Source organism: Collinsella sp. LCP21S3_C7 (assembly GCF_052118485.1).
Lineage (GTDB): Bacteria > Actinomycetota > Coriobacteriia > Coriobacteriales > Coriobacteriaceae > Collinsella.
In genome coordinates, this window is sequence record NZ_JBQKHC010000008.1 from 43,080 (window position 1) to 65,185 (window position 22,106).

The 22,106-nt window shown below is 60.8% G+C and carries 19 protein-coding genes; 3 read left to right on the forward strand and 16 right to left on the reverse strand.

The window, feature by feature from the left end; translation table 11 throughout:
- Positions 1–19: 19 nt before the first annotated feature.
- Positions 20–2,797, reverse strand: coding sequence for an isoleucine--tRNA ligase (gene ileS / locus ACTQ1E_RS04740; protein WP_427794734.1), 2,778 nt, complete (start codon positions 2,795–2,797; stop codon positions 20–22).
- Between the two features lie 510 nt (positions 2,798–3,307).
- Between ileS and ACTQ1E_RS04745 the strand changes: the two genes are divergently transcribed.
- Complete coding sequence (locus ACTQ1E_RS04745; protein WP_441565051.1) at positions 3,308–4,396, forward strand: iron-containing alcohol dehydrogenase family protein; 1,089 nt, start codon at positions 3,308–3,310, stop codon at positions 4,394–4,396.
- 128 nt (positions 4,397–4,524) lie between these two features.
- On the opposite strand, the gene ACTQ1E_RS04750 is transcribed toward ACTQ1E_RS04745, so the two are convergent.
- Positions 4,525–4,977 (reverse strand): DUF523 domain-containing protein, encoded by a 453-nt coding sequence (locus ACTQ1E_RS04750; RefSeq protein ID WP_441565053.1) that lies wholly within the window; start codon positions 4,975–4,977, stop codon positions 4,525–4,527.
- A 75-nt stretch (positions 4,978–5,052) separates the two neighbouring features.
- Positions 5,053–6,945 (reverse strand): ATP-dependent zinc metalloprotease FtsH, encoded by a 1,893-nt coding sequence (ftsH, locus tag ACTQ1E_RS04755; RefSeq protein ID WP_195838531.1) that lies wholly within the window; start codon positions 6,943–6,945, stop codon positions 5,053–5,055.
- A gap of 92 nt (positions 6,946–7,037) precedes the next feature.
- On the opposite strand from ftsH, the gene ACTQ1E_RS04760 reads away from it, so the two are divergent.
- Positions 7,038–7,523, forward strand: coding sequence for a cob(I)yrinic acid a,c-diamide adenosyltransferase (locus ACTQ1E_RS04760; protein WP_441565055.1), 486 nt, complete (start codon positions 7,038–7,040; stop codon positions 7,521–7,523).
- A gap of 85 nt (positions 7,524–7,608) precedes the next feature.
- Here the strand turns inward: ACTQ1E_RS04760 and ACTQ1E_RS04765 are convergent, their stop codons facing one another.
- The 4 genes from ACTQ1E_RS04765 to thyA form a co-directional block, all read right to left on the reverse strand.
- Complete coding sequence (locus tag ACTQ1E_RS04765; RefSeq protein WP_441565057.1) at positions 7,609–8,958, reverse strand: MATE family efflux transporter; 1,350 nt, start codon at positions 8,956–8,958, stop codon at positions 7,609–7,611.
- Between the two features lie 125 nt (positions 8,959–9,083).
- Positions 9,084–9,998, reverse strand: a complete 915-nt coding sequence (locus tag ACTQ1E_RS04770) for a TrmH family RNA methyltransferase (RefSeq protein WP_441565059.1) — start codon at positions 9,996–9,998, stop codon at positions 9,084–9,086.
- 109 nt (positions 9,999–10,107) lie between these two features.
- Positions 10,108–10,626, reverse strand: a complete 519-nt coding sequence (locus ACTQ1E_RS04775) for a dihydrofolate reductase (protein WP_441565061.1) — start codon at positions 10,624–10,626, stop codon at positions 10,108–10,110.
- A 9-nt stretch (positions 10,627–10,635) separates the two neighbouring features.
- Positions 10,636–11,484: a thymidylate synthase gene (gene thyA / locus ACTQ1E_RS04780; protein WP_441565063.1), complete on the reverse strand. Its 849-nt coding sequence runs from the start codon at positions 11,482–11,484 to the stop codon at positions 10,636–10,638.
- Between the two features lie 216 nt (positions 11,485–11,700).
- On the opposite strand from thyA, the gene ACTQ1E_RS04785 reads away from it, so the two are divergent.
- Entirely contained in the window at positions 11,701–12,465 is a 765-nt protein-coding gene (locus ACTQ1E_RS04785; protein WP_427794672.1) for a NifB/NifX family molybdenum-iron cluster-binding protein, read from the forward strand.
- A 116-nt stretch (positions 12,466–12,581) separates the two neighbouring features.
- Here the strand turns inward: ACTQ1E_RS04785 and ffh are convergent, their stop codons facing one another.
- From ffh to ACTQ1E_RS04830, 9 genes are all read right to left on the reverse strand, one after another.
- Positions 12,582–14,075 (reverse strand): signal recognition particle protein, encoded by a 1,494-nt coding sequence (gene ffh / locus ACTQ1E_RS04790; RefSeq protein ID WP_441565065.1) that lies wholly within the window; start codon positions 14,073–14,075, stop codon positions 12,582–12,584.
- A 10-nt stretch (positions 14,076–14,085) separates the two neighbouring features.
- Entirely contained in the window at positions 14,086–15,003 is a 918-nt protein-coding gene (gene ftsY / locus ACTQ1E_RS04795; protein ID WP_441565067.1) for a signal recognition particle-docking protein FtsY, read from the reverse strand.
- Positions 15,003–18,539 carry a chromosome segregation protein SMC gene (smc, locus tag ACTQ1E_RS04800; protein ID WP_441565069.1) on the reverse strand — a complete coding sequence of 1,179 codons (3,537 nt, stop codon included), beginning with the start codon at positions 18,537–18,539 and terminating at the stop codon, positions 15,003–15,005. The genes ftsY and smc overlap by 1 nt, the downstream gene beginning before the upstream one ends.
- A gap of 10 nt (positions 18,540–18,549) precedes the next feature.
- Positions 18,550–19,275 carry a ribonuclease III gene (rnc, locus tag ACTQ1E_RS04805; RefSeq protein ID WP_154515455.1) on the reverse strand — a complete coding sequence of 242 codons (726 nt, stop codon included), beginning with the start codon at positions 19,273–19,275 and terminating at the stop codon, positions 18,550–18,552.
- Between the two features lie 3 nt (positions 19,276–19,278).
- On the reverse strand, positions 19,279–19,521 hold the full coding sequence (locus tag ACTQ1E_RS04810) for an acyl carrier protein (protein WP_154515452.1): 243 nt from the start codon (positions 19,519–19,521) through the stop codon (positions 19,279–19,281).
- Positions 19,522–19,638: 117 nt separating this feature from the next.
- Complete coding sequence (plsX, locus tag ACTQ1E_RS04815) at positions 19,639–20,655, reverse strand: phosphate acyltransferase PlsX (protein ID WP_441565071.1); 1,017 nt, start codon at positions 20,653–20,655, stop codon at positions 19,639–19,641.
- 88 nt (positions 20,656–20,743) lie between these two features.
- A complete protein-coding gene (rpmF, locus tag ACTQ1E_RS04820) occupies positions 20,744–20,923 on the reverse strand; it encodes a 50S ribosomal protein L32 (RefSeq protein ID WP_022094017.1) in 180 nt (59 codons plus the stop codon).
- A 64-nt stretch (positions 20,924–20,987) separates the two neighbouring features.
- Complete coding sequence (locus tag ACTQ1E_RS04825; protein ID WP_154515446.1) at positions 20,988–21,542, reverse strand: YceD family protein; 555 nt, start codon at positions 21,540–21,542, stop codon at positions 20,988–20,990.
- Complete coding sequence (locus tag ACTQ1E_RS04830) at positions 21,542–22,039, reverse strand: ATPase (protein ID WP_154515443.1); 498 nt, start codon at positions 22,037–22,039, stop codon at positions 21,542–21,544. Before ACTQ1E_RS04830 ends, ACTQ1E_RS04825 begins: the two co-directional genes overlap by 1 nt.
- Between the last annotated feature and the right edge of the window lie 67 nt (positions 22,040–22,106).

Below are 22,106 nucleotides of genomic sequence, written 5' to 3' on the forward strand. Positions count from 1 at the left end.
GTTTGGTAAAACCGCGTAACTACAAGGCATTCGCGCAGCGCTTGCAGATATGCGCGTGACCGTTGTACTCGCCGACGGTGGTGCGATAGTTCCAGCAACGGTCGCAGCACTCGCCCTCGGCGGCCTCAATAGCGACGGAAAGCTCCTCGCCCTGGGTTAGCTCAACATCGGAGACGATGTAGAACTCGGCCAGATCGACGGCCTTGTCGCCGGTCAGCAGCGCATACATCTCGGCGGGAACGACCGCCTTGACGCGGACCTGCTGGCTCTTGGTGAAGGTGCCGGCGGAGCGGGCATCCTCAAGGGCCTTGGTCACAGCGCTACGGAGCTCGAGCGAGGCCTCGAGCACGCCCTCGAACTCATTGGCCTCGTCGACCGTGATGGGCGACTTGTACCAATCGAGCAGCGCGGCGTACTTCTGGTGATCGACGCAGCCGGCGGGCGCATAGGCCATGGCCTCGTCGACCGTGTAGGACAGGATCGGCTGCAGGTCGCGCATGAGCATCGAGAAGAGCTCGGCCAGCACGGTCTGGGCGCTGCGGCGCTCGAGCGAGCCGGGCTTGTCGCAGTACAGGCGGTCCTTCAGGGCGTCGAGGTACACGTTGGAAAGCTCGGTAACCACAAAGTCGTAGAGCGCGCGGTAGGCGCGCGGGAACTCGTAGCTGGCGTAGGCGTCGTCGACCTCGGCCTGGACCTGGGTCAGACGGGCAACCATGAGCTTGTCGAGCGGCAGCAGGTCGGCAAAGGCGACGCCGTCGGTCTCGGGCTCAAACTGACCCTCGAGCTCGGAGAGCAGGAAGCGCAGCGTGTTGCGGAAACGACGGTAGGCATCGGACGTACGAGCAAGGATCTCGTGGTCGATGGAGACGTCGGAGCTGGTATCGACCGAGGCGACCCACAGGCGGATGATATCGGCGCCCATCTCGTCGCAGACCTTGTTGGGGTCGATGACGTTGCCGAGCGACTTGGACATCTTGCGGCCCTGGCCATCGAGCGTGAAGCCCTGCGAGACGACCGCCTTGTACGGAGCGTGGCCGTTGGCACCCACCGAGGTGAGCAACGAGCTCTGGAACCAACCGCGGTGCTGGTCGGAGCCCTCGAGGTACACATCCGCCGGGTACTCAAGCTCGGGGCGATACTCGCAGACGGCCTTCCAGGACACGCCGGAGTCCCACCACACGTCGAGGATGTCCTTATCGGCCTTGAGGTGATGGCCGCCGCACTTGGGGCAGACGCAGGCCTCGCCCAGATAGCTCTCGGGAGCGTCGGTGAACCAGGCGTCGGAGCCCTTCTCGTGGAAGAGCTTGATGACGGCGTCGAGCGTGGCGTCGTTCATGACCTTCTCGCCGCAGTCGGCGCAGGTGTAGCTGGGGATAGGCACGCCCCAGTTGCGCTGACGGCTGATGCACCAGTCGGGACGCTGCTCGACCATGGCACCGATGCGGTTGGCCGCGTGGGCCGGATACCACTTGACGTTCTCGCGGATCTCTTTGCCAGCCTGCTCGCGCAAACCGGTCTTGTCCATCGAGACAAACCACTGGTCGGTAGCACGGAAGAGCACCGGGTGCTTGCAGCGCCAGCAGTGCGGATAGCTGTGCGTGATCTTCTTCTCGAGGACCAGGGTGCCGCGCTCGCGCAGGAACTCGATGATGTGCGGATTGGCCTCGTCGGTATCCATACCGCTGAAGGGGCCACCGGTACCAAACTCCTCGCCGGTGTAGAACTTACCGTCGTCATCAACCGGCATGCAGATATCGGTGATGCCCTCCTTGAGGCAGGCGAAGTAGTCGTCAACGCCATGGCCGGGCGAGTTGTGGACGATACCGGTACCGTCATCGACGCCGACGTAATCGGCCAGCAGCGCCACGCCCTCGACACCGTCAAAGATCGGCTGCTTGTAGTGGATGTGGTGGAAGGTCTCAGCGGGAACCACATAGGGCTTACCGTCGACCATGACCGGGGTGTACTCCCAGCCAAACTCCTCACAGCACTTGGGAGCCAGGTCCTCGAGCATAACCTCGGCACGGCCATCGTGCTCAACGGCAACATAGGCGGCGCCGGGCTTAAGGGAAACGGCCTGGTCGGAGGGGATGGTCCACGGCGTGGTCGTCCAGATGATGAAGTCAACCGGGCCGTCGAAGTTCTCGAGACCGGCAGGCTTAGTGGTCATCTCAAAGCGCACGAAGATGGACGGGCTCGTCTCGTCGGAGTACTCGATCTCGGCCTCGGCCAGCGCGGTGTGGCAGTGCTTGCACCAGTGGACGGGCTTATGACCGCGATAGATCATGCCCTTGTCGAACATGGCCTTGAAGACCTCGATGTCGGCGGCGTCATGCTGGTGATAGAGCGTCAGATACGGGTTGTCCCAGTCGCCAAGCACGCCCAGGCGACGGAAGCCGGCCTTCTGCAGCTCGATGTTCTCGACAGCGAACTTATTGCAAAGCTCGCGGATCTTAGCCGTGGAGGTCTGGTTGAACTTCTCGGTGCCGAGCTTCTCCTCGACCTTGTGCTCAATCGGCTGACCGTGGCAGTCCCAACCGGGGACATAGGGAACCTCATAGCCCTGCATCATCCAGTAACGGTTGATCATGTCCTTAGAGATCTTGTTCATGGCGTGGCCGATATGGATCGGACCGTTGGCATACGGAGGGCCGTCGTGCAGCACGAACTTCTTGTGACCCTTGTTCTTCTTTAGAACTTGCTCGTAGACCTTGTTGTCCTGCCAGTCCTTGAGTCGCTTGGGCTCGGACTTGGAAAGACCGGCACGCATGGGAAAACCGGTCTTGGGCAGATTCATCGTCTGCTTGTACTCGTTTGCCACGGTACCCCTTTCTTGTCATGGGCGCGCACGCCCTCTGGGCACCAAAAAAGCGCCCGTCCCTGCAAGCTGGGACGAAGCGCCACAAGACAGGCAGTCTGCCCGTAAAAGCTCTTCGCTTAACCACCCAGCTTAGATGCCCTCGCCCGCGTCGCCGCGCGCTCGCATCCGTTACTCGGCTGGCCTGTATCGACGACCATCTCGGCGATATCTACTAAGACGTGCCTGCGCGGCACGTCCGTTGGGACCGCAGCTCCGGGGTGATTTTCATCGGTCGCATGCACGGGTTCTCAGCGCTCCCCGCTCTCTGTAGCATGCGGACGGCCGACTACTCGTCCCCATCAACGCTTATGCGGAGTATGCTAGCACGTTCCGCGCCGACGAAAAACCCTCAACACTGGTTTTATACGTTCGAAATTTCTCACGGCTGTGGACCTTCTCTAGGAGCAAAATACCTGAAAGCACTTTATCGAACGAAAGAAGGTTGCTATGCGCACGATCGGAATGAGCGACTATACCGTCGGCGAGGACTGCTTCGACGAGCTGCCCAGCGCGCTGGCCGAATACGGTGCGACCAAGGTCGCAATCATCGGTGGCAAGCGAGCACTGGCTGCAGCACTTCCCGGCATCGAAGCCGCGCTGGCAGGCACCGGCGTCGAGGTTCTGGAGAGGCGCGTCTACGGCACCAACAGCACACGCGCCAATATCGCCAAGGTCGTAAACTCCCCCGCCTGCCAGGAAGCCGACGTGCTTATCGCCTGCGGCGGCGGCAAGGCACTCGACACCGTGAAGACCGCAGCTATCGAGCTCAAGAAGATCGTCTTTACGGTGCCGACGATCTGCTCCAACTGCTCCGCCGCTACCGCCATTGCCGTTGTCTACAACGACGACGGCTCGCTCGAGGGCTATTCGTACCCCAACCGACCGGCGCACATTTTCATCAACCCCAAGATCATCGCCGAGGCACCGGCAGAGTACTTCTGGGCCGGCGTGGGCGATGCCCTGTCCAAGCAGCCCGAGGTCGAGTACGCCACGAGCGCCGGAAATTTGGAGCACACCGCCGGTCTTGGCCTGGCACTCGCCCACACCTGCTCCGAGCCGCTGTTTACCTATGGCGTCCAGGGTCTTGAGGACGTGCGCCAGGACCTGTCGAGCGAGGCCGTCAAGCAGATCGCGCTCGACATCGTGGTCAACACGGGATATGTCTCGAACCTGACCAACCAGAACGATTACTACTACAACTCGAGCGTGGCACACGCGTTCTACAACGCCACTTGCAGCATTCCGCGTGAGGGCACCTACCTGCACGGCGAGGTCGTAAGCTTGGGCGTGCTCGTGTTGTTCGCCTACACGGGCGACACCGAGAACCTTGAGCGCTATGCCGCCTTTAACAAGCAGATGGGCCTGCCCGTGACGCTTGAGCAGGTCGGGCTTTCCGAGGCCGATATCCCTGCCCTGTGCGAGTACGCGCACGCCACCAACGAGTGGAAGCAGGGTAACCCCGAGCCCTTCACCGACGAGAAGTTCGCCGCCGCCATCAAGGCCGCCAACGCCTACGGCCACACCCTCCTCGCCTAACCTACCAAAAAGGGACAGGTTTATTTTGGCAGGTTTTATCTGGGCAAACGCCATTTCTAATTGGTGAAATAGTTTATCTCGACAGCAAATGGGGTAGCCATTCAAATGATGGCTACCCCATTCTTTTGCTATTCCAACATGCTCGGGTCAAATTCACTTGCGGGAATCACGCGATACCCGTGACGCAGCAGCAGGTCGACGAAGACACCGTTGCCCGCGGTGAGCGCGCCGCTAAAGGTGCCATCGTAGACGCGCCCTGCACCGCACGAGGGACTACGGTCCTGTAAGATGCACGCGGCGATCTCTTCCGGCCCACCCGCCTGCTCGCACATGTCGAGTGCACGCTCAGCACCCAGGCGAAACTCACGATCGACCGAGGCGCCCTCGCAGGTACGGACTTCGCCGTTCACAATCTCGGACGGCTTGCGCGGCGTGGGCAGGCCGCCAAAGACCTCGGGGCACACGAGGAGCACCTCGGTTCCCGTGCGCTCACAAGCCTCGACCAGCACGCGATGGTAATTATCGAGCCCGTTATACTTGCAGCTCTCGCCCATCAAGCAGGCACTTACCACGATCTTCATATACAACCCTTCCCAAGCAAAACGCCCCATTTGAGATGGACACTCAAATGGGGCGAAAGCACTGCGCAACTAGTATTACTGCTGCTTTGGCATCAGCGGATTCTCACGCGTGAGGAGATTCATAAACTCCTCGCCCGTGATCGTCTCCTTCTTGTACAGATAACGAGCCAGCTCGTGGAGCTTAAACTTGTTCTCCTTCAAGATCTGCAGGGCGCGGTCGTGCGCATCCTCGATCAGCTTGGCGACAATCGCGTCCACGCGCTCGGCCGTACCGGGGGCGCAGGTGAGCGACGTATCCTGGTTAAGGTACGCGTTCTGCACGGTACCGAGCGCCATCATGCCAAACTCATCGGACATACCAAAGCGCGTCACCATGTTACGGGCGAGCTTGGTGGCCTGCTCGATATCGTTGGCGGCGCCGGTCGTCATCTCGCCAAAGATGAGCTCCTCGGCTGCACGGCCACCGCAATAGACGGCGAGCTTGTCCAGGATCTCCTGGCGCGTGGTCAGGAAGCGCTCGTCCTCCTCGACCTGCATGGTGTAGCCCAGAGCACCGCTCGTGCGCGGCACGATGGTGATCTTCGTGACCGGCGCAGAGCCCTTCTGGCGAGCGGCAACGATGGCATGACCGATCTCGTGGTAAGAAACGACCTGCTTCTCGTGGTCGGACAGCACCGTGGACTTGCGCTGCTGACCGGCGATGACGACCTCCACCGACTCCTCAAAGTCGTCCTGCGTGGCGCGCTTGCGACCCTCGCGGACGGCACGCAGGGCGCCCTCGTTGATAATGTTGGCCAGGTCGGCGCCCGAGGCACCGGGCGTGGCGCGGGCAATCGCGGTCAGGTCGATCGGCGGCTGCGTCTTCACGCTCTTGGCATGCAGCTCAAGAATGTTCTTACGGCCGGTCAGGTCGGGCAGCTCAACGGGGATGCGGCGATCAAAACGACCGGGGCGCAACAGGGCCGGGTCAAGGCTGTCGGGACGGTTGGTGGCAGCGAGGACGACGATACCCTTGTGGTTATCGAAGCCGTCCATCTCGGTCAGCAGCTGGTTGAGCGTCTGCTCGCGCTCGTCGTTACCACTAAAGCCGCCGCCGTCACGCTTCTTGCCGATGGTATCGATCTCATCGATAAAGACGATGCACGGGGCCTTTTCCTTGGCCTGCTTAAACAGATCGCGAACCTTGGCGGCGCCGCGGCCGACGAACATCTCAACAAACTCAGAGCCCGAAATACTAAAGAACGGAACACCTGCCTCGCCGGCCACAGCCTTGGCAAGCAGGGTTTTACCGGTACCCGGAGGGCCGACAAGGAGGGCACCGCGCGGCAGCTTGGCGCCAATCTCCTCGTAGCGCTGCGGCTTCTCCAGAAAGTCGACGACCTCCTTGAGGGACTCCTTGGCCTCTTCCTGGCCAGCAACATCCTTAAAGGTCACGCCCACGTCCTTGGAGGCAATCACACGCGCGCCGGACTTGCCCAGTCCACCGCCGCCAAAACCGCCGCCGCCAAAGTTCATCGACGGGCCGTCATCACCCATGGCCTTCTTCATGCGGCGGTTGAGCCACCAGCCGATCAGGAAGAAAATCGCCATGGGAAGAATGAGGGTGAGCAGGTAGTAAGTCATCAGACCCGAGTTCTTATCGGGAACGACCGACTCAAGCGAGGCGCCAGATTCAAGCACGCGATCGGTAAAGCCCGCATCATTCGGCACACCGGTCGTCTTGTAGGCGATGTTCTCGTCCTCGCCCTTCTTGGTGTAATAAATCGAGTAATCGTCCGTGTTGTACTCGACCTTATCGACGCTCTTCTTGTCGAGCGCTTTGACAAACGTCGAGTAATCGGTCTTCGTAATCTGCTGCGTGTGACCGATGTTGGGGAACAGAACGGTCGAGAGCACGAGGTAGACGACGAAGGCGATGAGCACGTAGAGGATCATATTCCGTCTACGTTTGTTGTCATCCATCTCCATCTGCTTGAACTCCATCTACTGGGGTTGATAATGCTAACTAGAATACCCAACCCGGCCGGCGATAAACCGACACCGGGCACGAAAGGACAGAGATGGCATCACTGGAAGTCGGCAAGGTTCAAATCTATACGGGCGACGGCAAGGGCAAGACGACGGCTGCGCTGGGGCTCGCGCTGCGCGCCACGGGCTATGGACTTAACGTGCTCATGCTTCAGTTTGCCAAGAAGCTGCACTGCGCCGAACATGACGCAGCTCCTCGATTGGGGCTTTGCATCGTACAAGCCGACCGCGACACGCCCGAAGCCTGTGCCGCACAGATCATGGAGCTGGCGCGCGAGCAGATTGGCCAAGTCGACGTGCTGATCTTGGATGAGCTGGGAGAAGCCATGCGACGGGGCTTTGTGACGCGCGAAGATGTCGAAGCGTTAATCGCGATAAAACCAACCACCACGGAGCTCGTGCTCACTGGCCGCGGCTTGCTGCCCCTCGCCGACCTTGCCGACCTAGTAACCGAAATGCGCCCCGTCAAACACTACTTCGACGAAGGCCTCCTAGCCCGCCAAGGCATCGAATACTAATTGATCCAAAGGGGACGGAGGAAAACGAATCATCGACATCACCACGGAGAGCAATGATCCGTTTTCCTCTGTCTCATACGGATCATTAGGCAGTGGCGCGGCCTAGCCAGTTGCCGCTGTGGTGGTAGATGGTGAACATCGTGGCCGTGATGAGCCAGGTTACGGGGTAAACCAGCAGCAGGAGCTCAAGCGACGGATCGAAAGGCATGATCGCAAACACCCAGATCACCCTGAGCACGACGGTGCCGAAAATCGTGAGAATCATGGGCTGCAAGCTCACGCCGGCACCACGAATGGAACCCGACGCGTTTTCGATAATCGAGAAAATCGCATAGAACGGCGCAATAAAATGGATGATGGTCGTGGTGTAGGCCGAGATCGAAGCATCGTCGACAAACAGACGCGACAGAGGACCCGAGAACACCAGCAGCACGGCAGACAGGCCACCAATGAGCATAAACGACAGCACGAGCGACGTATGGTAGCCCTTGCGCATGCGCTCGTAGTTGCGCGCGCCAAAGTTCTGTGCCGAGAACGTGGTGATCGACACGCCAAGCGCCTCGGTAACCATCCAGACAATGCCATCTAAGCGGCCCGAAAGACCCCAGGCCGTGGTGACATCGGCGCCAAACGAGTTGACCGACACCTGAATCAAGACGTTGGAAATCGAATACGCAGCAGACTGAAAACCAAGCGGCAGACCACACGAGATCATGCTCCTGCAAATACCAGGATCAATGCCGAGTTTGGACAGTGAAAGCCGCCACGCACCCGGTGCGTGCATCATGCGAATCACGATCATCGTGGCGTTGGAGCAAATGGTCAGCGCCACCGCGATGCCGCAGCCCAGAGCCTCCATATGCAGCACGGCAACGAAAATGATATCCAGCACCACATTAACGAGGCAGCCGGAAGCGATGATCACGGCAGGTCCACGAGTGTCGCCCACGGCGCGCAGCAGTGCCGTTCCCATATTGAGCAGCAGCGCCGCAACCATGGCGGCAAAATAGCAACGAGCATAGGCCACACCCTCGGCCAATAGTTCATGCGGCGTATTCATAAGCACCAGCATGGGCTCAACGAACACTATGCCCAGAATCGAGACGACGATACCGCCCACCAGAGCGAGCGTCATGGCCGTATGGACCGAACGACTCAGTCGCTCATCATCGTGCTGGCCAAAATACTGACCCGTAATAACAGCACAGCCGGCGCCAACACCGACGCAAAAACCGATGCAGAGCTCCGTGAGCACCATCGTGGCCTGGATGCCGCCCAACGCGAGCTTGCCGCCAAACTGACCGACGATATAGGTACCGATAAGCGTGTAGGCCTGCTGAAAGAACGAACTAAAAAAGATGGGAACGCACAGCGAAAGCAACTGCTGCCAAATAACACCCTGTGTTACATCGATAGCCGTAGATTTCTTAGCCACACGCCCTCCCCACCAGCGCACGTCAAACAACAAAACGTCAATTTAAGACCAAGGCCAGCACCAGCTTATCACCGACCGGCGTCAACCGAAACACCCGGACTCAGAGCCCGGTGCAAAATATCTGCCTAGTGATACAGTCCCGGCTGGTAGTGATACTCGTTGCTCACGTGCGGACACAGCTGCCAAAAAGCGACAGCACTCGCCGCGGCCACGTTGAGCGAATCGACCCCGTGCGCCATCGGAATACGCACAGCCCGATCACAGCCCGCGATGGTCTTGGCGCCCAGGCCGGCGCCCTCGGTGCCCATAAAGATCGCCAACCGGTCAATCTCTTGCAGCGCAGGATCGTCCAACGACACCGAATCATCCGTCAATGCCATGGCGGCACACGAAAAGCCGGCATCGTGCAGCGCCGCCAGCCCATCATGCGGCCATACGCGCGCCTCGCTGCCAATGCGCGTCCAGGGCACCTGGAACACCGTGCCCATGCTCACACGGGCCGAGCGACGGTACAGCGGGTCACAGCACGTGGGGCTTACCAAAATGCCATCGACATTCAACGCTGCCGCCGAGCGGAAAATCGCACCCACATTAGTATGGTCGACAATACCCTCGAGCACGCACACGCGCACCGGGCGCTCACCCGCCACCTCGACGACGCCGCCCAAGAACTCATCAACCGGAATCTGACGCGGGCGACGGAACGCCGCGAGCGCACCACGCGTCACGATAAAGCCCGTCAACTGCTCCATGAGCTCCATGGAGGCCACGAACACAGGAACCGGACCTACGCCCTCGCGTACAACCAGACGCTCGAACAGCGGCATCATCTGATCGAGCCAGCGCTCACCCAAAAGAAAGCTCACCGGCTCGTATCCGGCACGCACCGCGCGCTCGATGACCTTGGCGCTCTCGGCGATAAAGATGCCCTTTTGCGGCTCCAGCACGCAGCGCAGCTCGCGCTCAGTCAGTCGCACGTAGGCGTCGAGCCGCTCATCATTAAGGGAATCGATTCGCAGCACCTCAACGGCATCAGTCATAGCAGCCAGCCCGTACCCTTCTTTACAGCACATCTATACCAAACGAGGCGACGCTAAGCGCCGCCCCATGCATTCAATCAACCCGGTGATACCGTTCACGCCAGACGATTTAAGCATCAACACGACGATATGTCACAAACTCATAATCGAGGCCTTCGTCACCCTCGCCCGCGGCAATCGTGGCAACCCCGTCGCGCCGCGCAACTTCCCACGCAGGATCGACATCCAAATTGGGAAAATACGTGTCCACGTCATGGGTGCAATGGTTGTGCGTGACCTCGGCCTCCACGCAGTACGGCAAAAATTGCCGATAGACATCGCCGCCACCGATCACCCAGGCAACGGGCTCATCGGCCACGGCGGCGAGCGCCTCATCGATACTATGCACCACGTCGACGCCCTCGGGGGCAAAGCACTCGTCGCGGGTGAGCACAATGTTGCGGCGGTTCTTAAGCGGACGCCCGCCGGGAAAACTCAGCAGGGTCTTGCGTCCCATAATGACCGGACAACCCTTGGTGCACGCCACGAAATGGCGCATGTCGGCACGGTTGAACACGACCATGTCGCCCTCGCACCCAATGCCCCAGTCATCGCACACGGCGACAATGGCAGAAAGCTTACACGTCATGCGCGTCACCTACACCGCAATGGGGATGTTCTTGACCTGCGGGCCGTGCTCATAGCCCTCAACGATCAGATCATCAGTCGTAAACGCGTAGAAATCATGCACATCGGGGTTGAGCGTTACCTTAGGAGCCGCAAACTGCGGACGCTCGATAAGCTCGCGGACGATATCGACATGACGGTCGTAAATATGGGCATCGGCGATCACATGCAGCAACTCGCCAGCGATCATATCGACCGACTGCGCGACCATCATCAGCAAAATGGCATACTGGCACACATTCCAGTTGTTCGCGGCCAAAATGTCCTGGCTGCGCTGGTTGAGAATCATGTTGAGTGTTGGCTTATCGTCCTGCGGGCGCCGCGTGACGTTATAGGTCACGCTGTAGGCGCACGGATACAGGTGCATCTCGGACAGGTCGCTAAACACGTACGTATTGGTCATGATGCGGCGGCTGTACGGCGTGTGCTTAAGGTCGTACAGCACGCGGTCCATCTGGTCAAAGTCACCCTCGGCATAATGGCTCTTCTGCCCAATCTGATACCCGTAGGCCTTGCCGATGGAGCCGGTCTCGTCGGCCCACTCATCCCAAATATGACTGTTGAGGTCATGCACGTTATTGGACTTCTTTTGATAGATCCACAAGATCTCGTCCATGGCAGATTTGAGGGCCGTACGACGCAGGGTAAGCGCCGGAAACTCCTCACGCAGGTCGTAGCGTGCCGTGACACCAAAGTTTTTAATGGTATAGGCAGGGGTGCCGTCCTCCCACACCGGACGAACCTTTTGGCCCTCGGTAGTGGTGCCATGGTCCAGAATATCGCGGCACATGGCTACAAACTGTTGATCAGCTTTGCTCATTGACCCTCCTGTCAGTCGCCTATAAGCGATTTTTATTGTAGCCCAGGCGCGCAGCATCGAATTGCACACTTGGGGCGGCACACGCAATGCACGGCAGTACGGCGCCGCATTCGCAAATGCTGCACCTTTAGCTTTTTTGACATATGCCAAAAATAGCTTGAGCGGCTCCGCATACGCGCTATCCTATTGTTGACATATGTCAGATTTGGAGAGTGTATGGCAGGAAGACGCGAAAAATTGCGCCGTGTTGGGATCATTCCCGAATATCGCGGCTTTACCCCTGACGGCCTTGCCAGCGGAGACGCCATCGACATGACGGTCGATGAGCTCGAAGTCCTACGGCTTTGCGACCTGGAAGGCCTCAATCAGGAGGCCGTCGCCCAGCAAATGGGCATCGCCCGTGCCACCGTGGCGGCCATCTGCAGCCGCGCGCATCGCAAGGTGGCAAACGCGCTGGTCAACGGGCGAGCACTTAGTATCGAGGGCGGCAATATCGCATACTCCCCTACACCTACGACGACGGCCATATGGCCAGCAAAGGAGGTCGGCACCATGAGGGTGGCAACGACGTACGACAACGGCAACATCTTTATGCACTTTGGCCGCAGCGAGCAGTTCAAAATCTATGACATCCAGGATGGCAAGGTGCTCAACGAGCAGGTCGTAGGCACCGGCGGCACTGGTCACGGCGCCCTAGCGGGTCTGCTCGCCAACGGTGGCGTCGATACGCTCATCTGCGGCGGTATCGGCGGCGGCGCCATCAACGCGCTCACCCAGGCAGGCATCACGGTCTATGCGGGCGCCCAGGGCAGCTGCGACGCCTGCGTCGAGGCCCTCATTGCCGGCACCCTCGCGCAGACCGGCGAGGCCACCTGCGACTGCCATGGGCACGAGCACGAGCACGCCCACGAGCATGGCGAGTCCTGCAGCTGCCACGGCCACCACGACCATGATGGGCACGAGGGCTGCGGCTGCCACTAGTGGCAAGCACCTCAACGTCAACACGCTTCCGCGCGTGAGAAAACCTGCGAACGAACGGCGAAGGCCGCCTGGAGTACCATCCAGGCGGCCTTCGCCATACTCGACTCAACCAGTCGTTACTTTTTATTACGCATCTGCGCTTCCATCTGGCGCAGCAGGTCCATATCGGACTTGGGACCACCTGTTCCCATGCCACCCATGCCACCCAGGCCGCCCATGCCGCCCAAGCCCATGGCATCCAGACCGGGAATATTGGGCATGCGCATCTTTTTGCCTTTTTTACCCTTCTTGCCCTTCTTGCCGCCGGCTTGCGCCTGGTTGGCCATCGAGCGCATGCGGCCCATCATCTTGTTCATCTCGCCCCACTGCTTCATAAGGCTATTGACCTCGGTGGGGGTCACGCCGGCACCCTTGGCGATGCGGGCGCGACGCTGGCCGTTGATGATGGAAGGACGCAGGCGCTCCTCCTTGGTCATCGACATGATGATGGCCTCGTTCTTGTCGAAGATGCCCTCATCCAGGTTGCCGCCCATCTGGTTGAGCGCACGCTGGCCGCCGGGAAGCATGCCCAGAATGCCCTTCATACCGCCCATCTTCTTGACGGCCTTCATCTGGTCGAGCATGTCGTTCATGGTAAAGCCCTCGCGCAGCATGCGCTCGGCAGCCTCGAGCTGCTCGGCATCGGCTGCCTCCTGGGCTTTCTCGATAATGCCGACGACATCGCCCATGCCCAAGATGCGCTTGGCCATGCGGTCGGGATAGAACGGCTCCAACGAATCGGGCTTCTCGCCCATGCTCACGAACTTGATGGGCTTGCCGGTCACCTGGCGCACCGAAAGCGCGCCGCCGCCACGGGCATCGCCGTCGAGCTTGGAGATGATCACGCCGTCAAAGTCGGTGCGCTCGGCGAAGGTCGAGACAACGTTGACGATATCCTGGCCGGTCATGGCATCGACGACCATCAGCACCTGATCGGGCTTGACGGCCTTCTTGATATCCACGGCCTCCTGCATCATCTGCTCGTCGATCTGCAGACGACCGGCGGTATCGACGATGACCACATCGCGCAGGTGGTCGACGGCCTCCTGGATGGCGCCCTTGGCAATATCGACCGGGTGCTCGCCGTCACCGCGAAAGACCGGCACGCCGATCTCTCCGCCAAGCGTAGCCAGCTGGTCGGCAGCGGCGGGACGGTAGACGTCGCACGCGGCGAGCAGCGGCGAGCGGCCCTGCTTCTTGAGCAGGTATGCCAGCTTTACAGCCGCCGTGGTCTTACCGGAGCCCTGCAGGCCCACGAGCATAATGACGTTGGGAATGCGGTTGCTAAAGACGAGCTTGCTCTCGGTGGAGCCGAGCATCTCGGTGAGCTCGTCGAGCACGATCTTGACGACGTTTTGCGCCGGCGTCAGCGATTCCATGACCTCGGCGGTCATGCAGCGCTCCTTGGTCTTGGCGACAAACTCCTTGACGACCTTAAAGTTGACGTCGGCCTCGAGCAGCGCCATGCGAATGTCGCGCATGGCCGAGGTGATATCGGCCTCGGTCAGCTTGCCCTTGCCGCGCAGGCGGTCAAATGTGTCGTTGAGGCGATCGCTCAGAGAATCAAACACTGGTCACTCCTTAGTTGGACTCGCCCACCAGGGCGCGGCAGAAATCTTTGGCATTAAACTCCTGCAGGTCATCGACCTGCTCGCCCACGCCCACGCGCAGAATCGGGAGCTTGAGCTTCTCGGCCACGGCCATGGCGATACCGCCCTTTGCCGTGCCGTCGAGCTTAGTCATGATAATACCGTCCAGACCCAGCGCCTCGTTAAACTCGAGCGCCTGGTTCAGGCCGTTTTGGCCCGTCGCGGCATCGATCACGAGGACGACCGAGACGGGCATGGGGCCGGCGGCCATATTGGCGGCGCGCTTACGCGTCACGTTGACCACCTTGGCAAGCTCGCGCATGAGCTCGGGGCTCGTGTGCAGACGACCGGCGGTGTCGATGAGCACCAGGTCACTGTCGCGCTTATCGGCCTCGTCGAGCACGTCGTAGCAAACGCTTGCCGGGTCTGAGCCGCGGTCGCGCTTTATAACGGGGACGCCGGCTCGCTGGCCCCACACATCGAGCTGTTCGATGGCGGCAGCGCGAAAGGTATCGGCCGAGCCGATCACGACGTTCTTGCCACGGGCAGCCATGGCGCTCGCGATCTTGCCGACCGTAGTGGTCTTGCCGGCACCGTTGATGCCCACAAACAGCACGCAGCTCGGCGTGTCGGCGAACGGATCGCGCTCGACGGGTACAAAATGCTGCTCGAGCTGCTCGGCCAGGGCCCGACGGAGTTGCGGGGCGGTCTTGAGGTTCTTCTTGGCCGCGGCATCACGCAGGTCGTCTGAGACCTGGATGGCGACCTCGGCACCCATGTCACCCATGACGAGGGTGTCCTCTAGGTCCTCCCAAAAATCCTCGTCGACCTCGCCGCCAAAGTAAAAGACCTCGTTGAGGGCCTCGCGGCTGCGCTCAAGTCCGCGCGAGAGAGCATCGAAGAATCCCATTATGCATTCACGACCTTTCCGGTTTCGCGATCGAGTTTTTGCGAGACGACGCGACTGACGCCGTCAGCCTGCATCGAGACGCCGTAGAGGACGTCAGCGTCCTCCATAGTACGGCGCTGATGCGAGATAACCAAGAGCTGCGTATCGGAACGCAGCACGTCAAGCGCGCCGATGAGCTTGGACAGGTTGGCGTCATCGAGCGCCGCCTCGACCTCGTCCAGCACATAGAACGGCACCGTACGCGTGCGATACACGGCAAAGAGCAAGGCGAGCGCCGTCAGGCTCTTCTCGCCGCCCGACATGAGCATCATCTTGGTGATGCGCTTGCCGCGCGGCTGCGCCACGACCTCGATGCCCGTCTCGGCCGGGTGCTCAGGGTCGGTCATCTCCAGATGTGCCTGGCCACCCGGGAACAGCATGGCGAAGATCTCGCGGAAGTTCGCATCGACCTTTTCGAAGGTCACCAGGAAGGCTTTACGCATCTTGCGGTCGATGGCCACGGTAATCTTGGTGAGCGCCTTGCGCGCGCTCTCCAGATCGGCCAGCTGCTCCTCGATGTAATCGGCGCGGCGCTTGAGCTGCTCGTACTCCTCCATGGCAACCTGGTTCACAGGGCCCAGGTTGTTGATCTGGCGCACGAGCTGGTTGAGCTCGCGCTCGGCGGCGTCGCGATCGGTGGGAGCAGGAAGCATGAGCGCTTCCTCGAGCACGGTGGTGCCATCGGCGGTAATGGCCTTGATGGCCGCCTCTACCTGCACCTCGAGCTTGCCGCGCGCGACCTTGAACTCGTTTTGTGTCGCTGTGGCGGCATCGACCCGCTCCTTGGCGCGGGAGACCTCGGCCTTGGCATCCTCGATGGTTTTCTTGAGCGAAGCCGAGTCTGCCTCCTCGAGTGAGGCCTGGTCACGCAGGCGCGCGGCCCAATCAGATGCACGCTCCAGCAGGGCCGAATAGCGCTCGTGCATGGGATCGACACGCAGGCGCAGCAGCTCGAGCGAGCGCGAAGCCTGACGTGTTCCGCGGATACGGCGGTCAATGCCCTCCAGGCGATGCTCCAGATCGGGCACGCGGCCCTTCAGCGAACGCAGGCGCTCGCTCGTCTGGGCCAGGCGCACCTTGGCATCGGCGAGCTTACCGGCTGCCTCGGAATCGTCACGGCGCACGCGATCGAGCTCGTCGTTGGCTTCGGCAATCTGGAGACCCAGGTCGCTTGCCTGCGCACGGGCCTCGTCACGCGAACGGGTGAGCTCGTCAACGCGCGGGCGCGCGGCGCGAACGGCCTCCGCCGCCTGCTCGCGGCGCCTGGAGATGCGCGCACGCTCGACCTCGGCGTTGTTGGCGCTTTGCTCCAGGCGGCCAATCTCGGAGAGCAGCGAGCGACGCTCGCCCTCAAGACGGGCGATCTCGCCGGCGGCATCACCCTCGGCGGCACGCGCCTCCTCGACGGCCGCATTGGCCTCGATAACCTGGTTCGACACATGCTCAAAAACGGCAGCCAAATCGGGCTCCAGGCCTTCGAGCTCGCGAATGCGGCGCTTCCGCTCCAGGGCACCCGAGGCCTCGCCGGCATCGAGCCCCACGCGCACCAGGCCACCAAAGCTCACGCGAGCGCCATCGGGCGTCACATAGGTCACACCGTCAACGACTGGTGCCGCCAGCGCACAAGGCAAGTCATCGACCACGTAATAGCCGCCGAGCAGTGCCTCGACAATCGGGCCATAACCGGCACGCACGGACAGGCGATCAACCAGACGCGAACCGGCAGCGCCCTCGGCAGCAGCAGAGCCGCTCACACCACGCGCCACCAGCAGTGCCTCGCCCGAGGCCTTCTTTTGGTCTAAAGCCGCACGACCGGCACGCTCAAGCGTGGCGGCGTCATCAAACAACAGGGCATCGATATCGCCGGCAAGCAGCTGCTCAACCAGGCCCTCAAGCTCACGCGGCGCCTCGAGCACGTCGCCCAGACGGCCCGTTACGTCATCGCCCAATGCCCCTACCAGACGGCTCACCAACGGCGAGCTATCGGCCATACGGGCATCGAGCTTCTTTTGGCTCGCAAGCTCAGAGCGCACCTCGGACAGCTTGTTGCGCGACTCACTCTCACGGGCGCGCAAGTCCTTCAACGCCGCACGGGCGACCTCGGTGGCCTGGCGCGCATCGACCTGGGCTTGGCGAGCCTGATCGAGCGCGCCGTCGAGCTCCTCGGCGCGGTCGCGACGGCTCTCGAGCGAGGCCGTGACCTCCTCGAGCTGCTCGTCAATCTGCTCCAGGCGCGAGGCGTACATGTTGTCCTCGACCTCGGCATTGCTCAGCGAGTCTTTCACCTTGGCAAGCTCGAGCGCAGCCTTGTCGGCCACGCGCTGCACATCGCGTTGCTCGCGCGTAAGCTGAGAAATCTGATTGTCGAGCGCAACACGGCGCTCGTGGAGCTCGGCGGCGGCAGGGCCGGCGGCGTCAACGTCGTCCTGGGCCTGCATGTGCGCACCGGTCACTTCCTCTAGCTGGGCACGTGCATCCTCGAGCTCCTCGACCACGCGACGACGCTGATGCTCGGAGCTCGAAATCTGGCCGCGCATATCGGACAGGCGCGACACCATATTGTGGCCCTTTTCCTCGAGCAGGCGCATATCGGAGTTAATACGGCCGACCACATCTTGCATATGACGGCGCTGCTCGCCCAAGTCGCCCACAAACAGGCCCTTTTCCTCGAGCATCACCTGGAGCTTCTCGAGCTCGCGCTCCTTTTCGCCCAAGCGGTACTGCGCAAGCTCCAGCTCGGCGGCACCCTCTTTGGAACGGCTCTCCAGATCGTTCCACTGCGACTGCAGCGAACGAAGCTCGTCAACGGCCAGCATCTGCGTAAGCTCGTTCGCGCGCGAGGACAGCTCTTTGTACTTGCGCGCGCGATCGACCTGACGCTCCAACGGTCGCAGCTGACGGGCAATCTCCTTATTGATGTCGCGAGCACGAGTAAGGTGCTCGTCCATCGACTTAATCTTTTTGAGCGCACGCTCCTTGCGGCGCTTGTGCTTGGAAATGCCGGCAGCCTCCTCGATAAGGACGCGGCGCTCCTCGGGACGGCTCTGCAAAATGGCATCGAGCTTGCCCTGGCTGATAATGGAATGCGTATCCTTACCCAAGCCCGAATCGTGCAAAATGTCCTGGATATCCATCAGGCGGCACGGACTCGAATTGATGAGGTATTCGCTCTCGCCCGAACGATACATGCGGCGGGTGATGGCAACCTCGTCAAAGTCGACAGGCAGCACATGGTCCGAGTTATCGAGCACCAGCGTGACCTCGGCAACGCCCACCGGCTTGCGCGCCGACGAGCCCGAGAAGATGACGTCCTCCATGGCCTGGCCGCGCAGCTGCTTGGCGCTCTGCTCACCCAGTACCCACAGAATCGAATCGGAGATATTCGATTTTCCCGAGCCGTTAGGACCGACGATGACGGTCAGGCCCGGCTCAAACGTCATATGGGCGCGGTCGGCAAACGACTTGAACCCTTTGAGCGTAAGGGACTTGAGATACACGGTTCCTCGCTTAAACGGGCTTCTTGTTGAGAATCACACCGTTGGTGGTGTAACCCATGCGGTCGAGCGCCTCGAGTGCAGCGGCTCCCTCGGCCTCTTTCTTAGAGGCGCCGGTGCCGCGGCCCTGACGGATACCGTCGACAAGCACCACGGCGGTAAAGGTGGGCGCATGTGCCGGGCCCTCGGAGCCTACCAGCTTGTATGCCGGGGGCTCGTGACCGTCTGCCTGCACGCACTCCTGCAAGAACGACTTGGGGTTCGCGGGGTGCTCGGCACGCTCGGAGGCCAAATGGGGCTTAAGCGTGCGGTGGATGAACTCCGCCGCCGCATCCCAGCCGGCATCGAGGTACAACGCACCCACGAGCGACTCATAGACGTTCTCGAGCGCCGAGTTAAGGCCGCGCGCGCCGGTACCGGTCTCGGAGGCGCCAAAGATGATGATGTCGTCGATGCCCAGCTCGTGCGAAACCTCGGACAGCGTGGCACCCGAAACAAGCGATACCTTCAGACGCGTGAGCTTGCCTTCATCGAACTCGGGATAAGACTCAAAGAGCGAACGGGCAACCACGGCGCCCAGAATGGAGTCACCCAAAAACTCAAGCCGCTCATAGCTGGCAGAGACCGGCTGCCCCTCTACTGCCGAGGGGTGGGTGAGCGCCGCGCGTAGCAGCACCTTGTTATTAAACTCATGGCCCAGGATTTCCTGAGCGCGCGTGAGTCGTTGAGATAAAGCCAAGACCTAGGCCTCCCTGGCGTTTTCGATAGCGTCGACGGCGTCGGCAACGGAGGTGAGCGACAACAGGGTCTCGTCATCGATCTCGAGGTCAAACTCGTCCTCGATGGCCGTCACCAGCTGCAGGCGCTCGAGCGAATTGGCATCGAGGTCGTCAAAAGTCGTCTCATCACTGATCTCGGCAACGTCAACGCCCAGCACGTCGGCAGCGACCTCGGCGATCTTGTCAAAGATTTCGGAGCGATCCATAGCGCATCCTCTCATAAGTCGTGGAATACAATGTGTCGCGCGGGCGGAAGCCGCATTGCAGCACGGCTCCGATTCTACCCCACGATGCATAGCTTGAGCCACGTAACGGAGCTCTTGCTAAACGATACCTTCCATGGAATTGGCAATGCTTTCGATAAGCCCGGCTCGAACGGCCTGAGCCGCGGCGAGCGTACCGTTCTTAACGGCTTCGACCGACGTGGCGCCATGGCCAATCAAAACGACGCCGCGAAGGCCCAGCAGGATCGCGCCGCCCTTGGCATCGCCCGAGAGCTTGGCTTTCATCTGGCGCATCTGCTTTTTGATGAGCAGCGCGGCGATCTTGGTACCGAGCGAAGACATAAAGGCGCCCTTGAGCTCTTGCAGCAAAAACTTGGCAGCGCCCTCGGTTGCCTTGAGCGCAATATTGCCCGACATGCCGTCGGCGACCACAACGTCAAAATTGCCCGACGTAAGATCGGTGCCCTCGCAGTTGCCCACAAAACCGGGGACCGCGGCTTTCATAGCCGGGAAGCACGCCTTGGTAAAGTTAGAACCCTTCTCGTCCTCGGTGCCGTTGCCAAGCAGGCCCACACGCGGGTGTTCGATGCCCAGGACCACGCGGGCATAGGCTGCACCCATCTGGGCAAAGCGGACCATGTCGTCGACCTCGACATCGGGGTTGGCCCCCATGTCGCACAGTACCGTAAGGCCACCGGCGCGGTTGGGCAGCGCATTGGTGAGGCATGGGCGCACCGGCTGCTTCTTACCCTCTACCAAATATCTAAACGGCGTCACGTAGGCGGTGGCGGCAGCCGTCATGGCGCCGGTCGACCCCGCGGAGAAAAACGCGTCCGCGTTGCCCTTCTTAATAGCACGGCAAGCAAGCACGATCGAAGACTTACGCTTGGTCATCACGGCGCGGATGGGATCGTCGTCCATGGCGATGACATCGGGGGCCTCCAGAGCCTCCACGCGCGCGTGCGCCGCGGCAAAGGGGTTGACGATATCGACGGGGCCAACAGCAATGACCTCGATATCGGGATCGGCGGCAAGTGCGGCCTCAATACCGTCGAGGACAACTTGGGGCTTCTCGTCTCCGCCCACAACGTCTACACAAACGCGAACGTTACTCATTTCAAGTGCTCCTTATACAAAAATGGCCGACTCACTGAGCCGGCCATTGTGGTTCCAGTTGGAACGGCATCGTATCCAGAGTATACAGTTACTCGGTAACGATAACCTCGCGGTCCTTGTAGAAACCGCAGCTGGGGCACACGTGGTGCGGGAGCTTGACAGCGCCGCAACGGGGGCACGTGGACTGAGCCGCAGCCGAGATCTTCATGTTGGCGGAACGACGGGTATGGGTACGGATACGACCCTGCTTTTGTTTAGGTACGGGCATAGTGACCTTCCTTATGAACTATCCAGTGTGGCGATTACGCGCAAGTAGCGATACTACCACATTTTTACTCATCAAGATTGAGATTCTTCAATGCTGCAAATGGATTTTCCGTGGCAGCGGCCCATTCGGCCTCGGCCTGGGCGGCGCAATCGCATTGCTCGACGTTGAGATTGATGCCGCAGGTGGGGCACAGGCCGCGGCAATCGGGCTTGCAGAGCACCACAAACGGCGTGTCCATGACAACGGCGTCGTTAATGGGCTCCCCCAGATCGACAATGCGGTCCTCGCCCAAAAGCTCGTAACCGTCCTCGTAGGCCTCGGGATCCTCGGGCTCCTCAAAGAGGTAGAACTCCTCGATCTCGCCGGCGATATCAAACGAGGCGAGCTCAAGGCAGCGGTCGCATTCGCCGGTGGCGTGCGCTCGAACCATGCCGGAGAGCAGAACACCGGTGCCCGCATTGGTAAAAACCACGTCGTAAGCAATGCCGTCCTGCAGCTGGTACTCCTTCTCGCCCACCGTGTAGGTGGCGACATCGACCTTGCCGGTCAGCGGATACGAGTCTCCGGGAAACTCGAGCTGCTCGGAAAGATCGACGGTAACGCTCGGGAACTCAGCCATTACCACTGACCGTTCTGCTGGGCGGCGCCCTCGTTGAGCTGCTGACGGCAACGGGTAACGGTGCCGGTCAGGCTCTTGAGGTTCTCCTCGAGGTGCGTAAAGACCTGCTCGGCATAATCCTCGGCCGCATAGCGCGTCTCGCGCTCGTACTGCTGGGCACGATCACGGATATCGTCGGCCTGCTGCTGCGCCAAGCGGACGATCTCCTGCTCACCGGCAATGGTGAGTGCCTGCTGCTGAGCATCGGCAATGATGGAATCGGCCTGAGCGGCGGCGGAAGCCATAAGCTCGTCGCGCTCCTTGAGGATGCGACGGGACTTCTGCCACTCCTCGGGATAGCTCATACGGATCTCGTCAAGGATGTTAAAGAAGACGTCGGCATCGATAACCTTCATCTGGGCATTCTTGCCGAACGGCGTCTTGGCCTCTTCGATGAGCCCCTCGAGCTCCTCGACAAGGCTCACGATCCTGTCGCCAGGAAAATTCTCGCCCGGCATCCGGTCTCCTTTCATAGGTAACATGTCATCGTGTTAGTTTACCACATGCCATCAGGCAATATGAAAC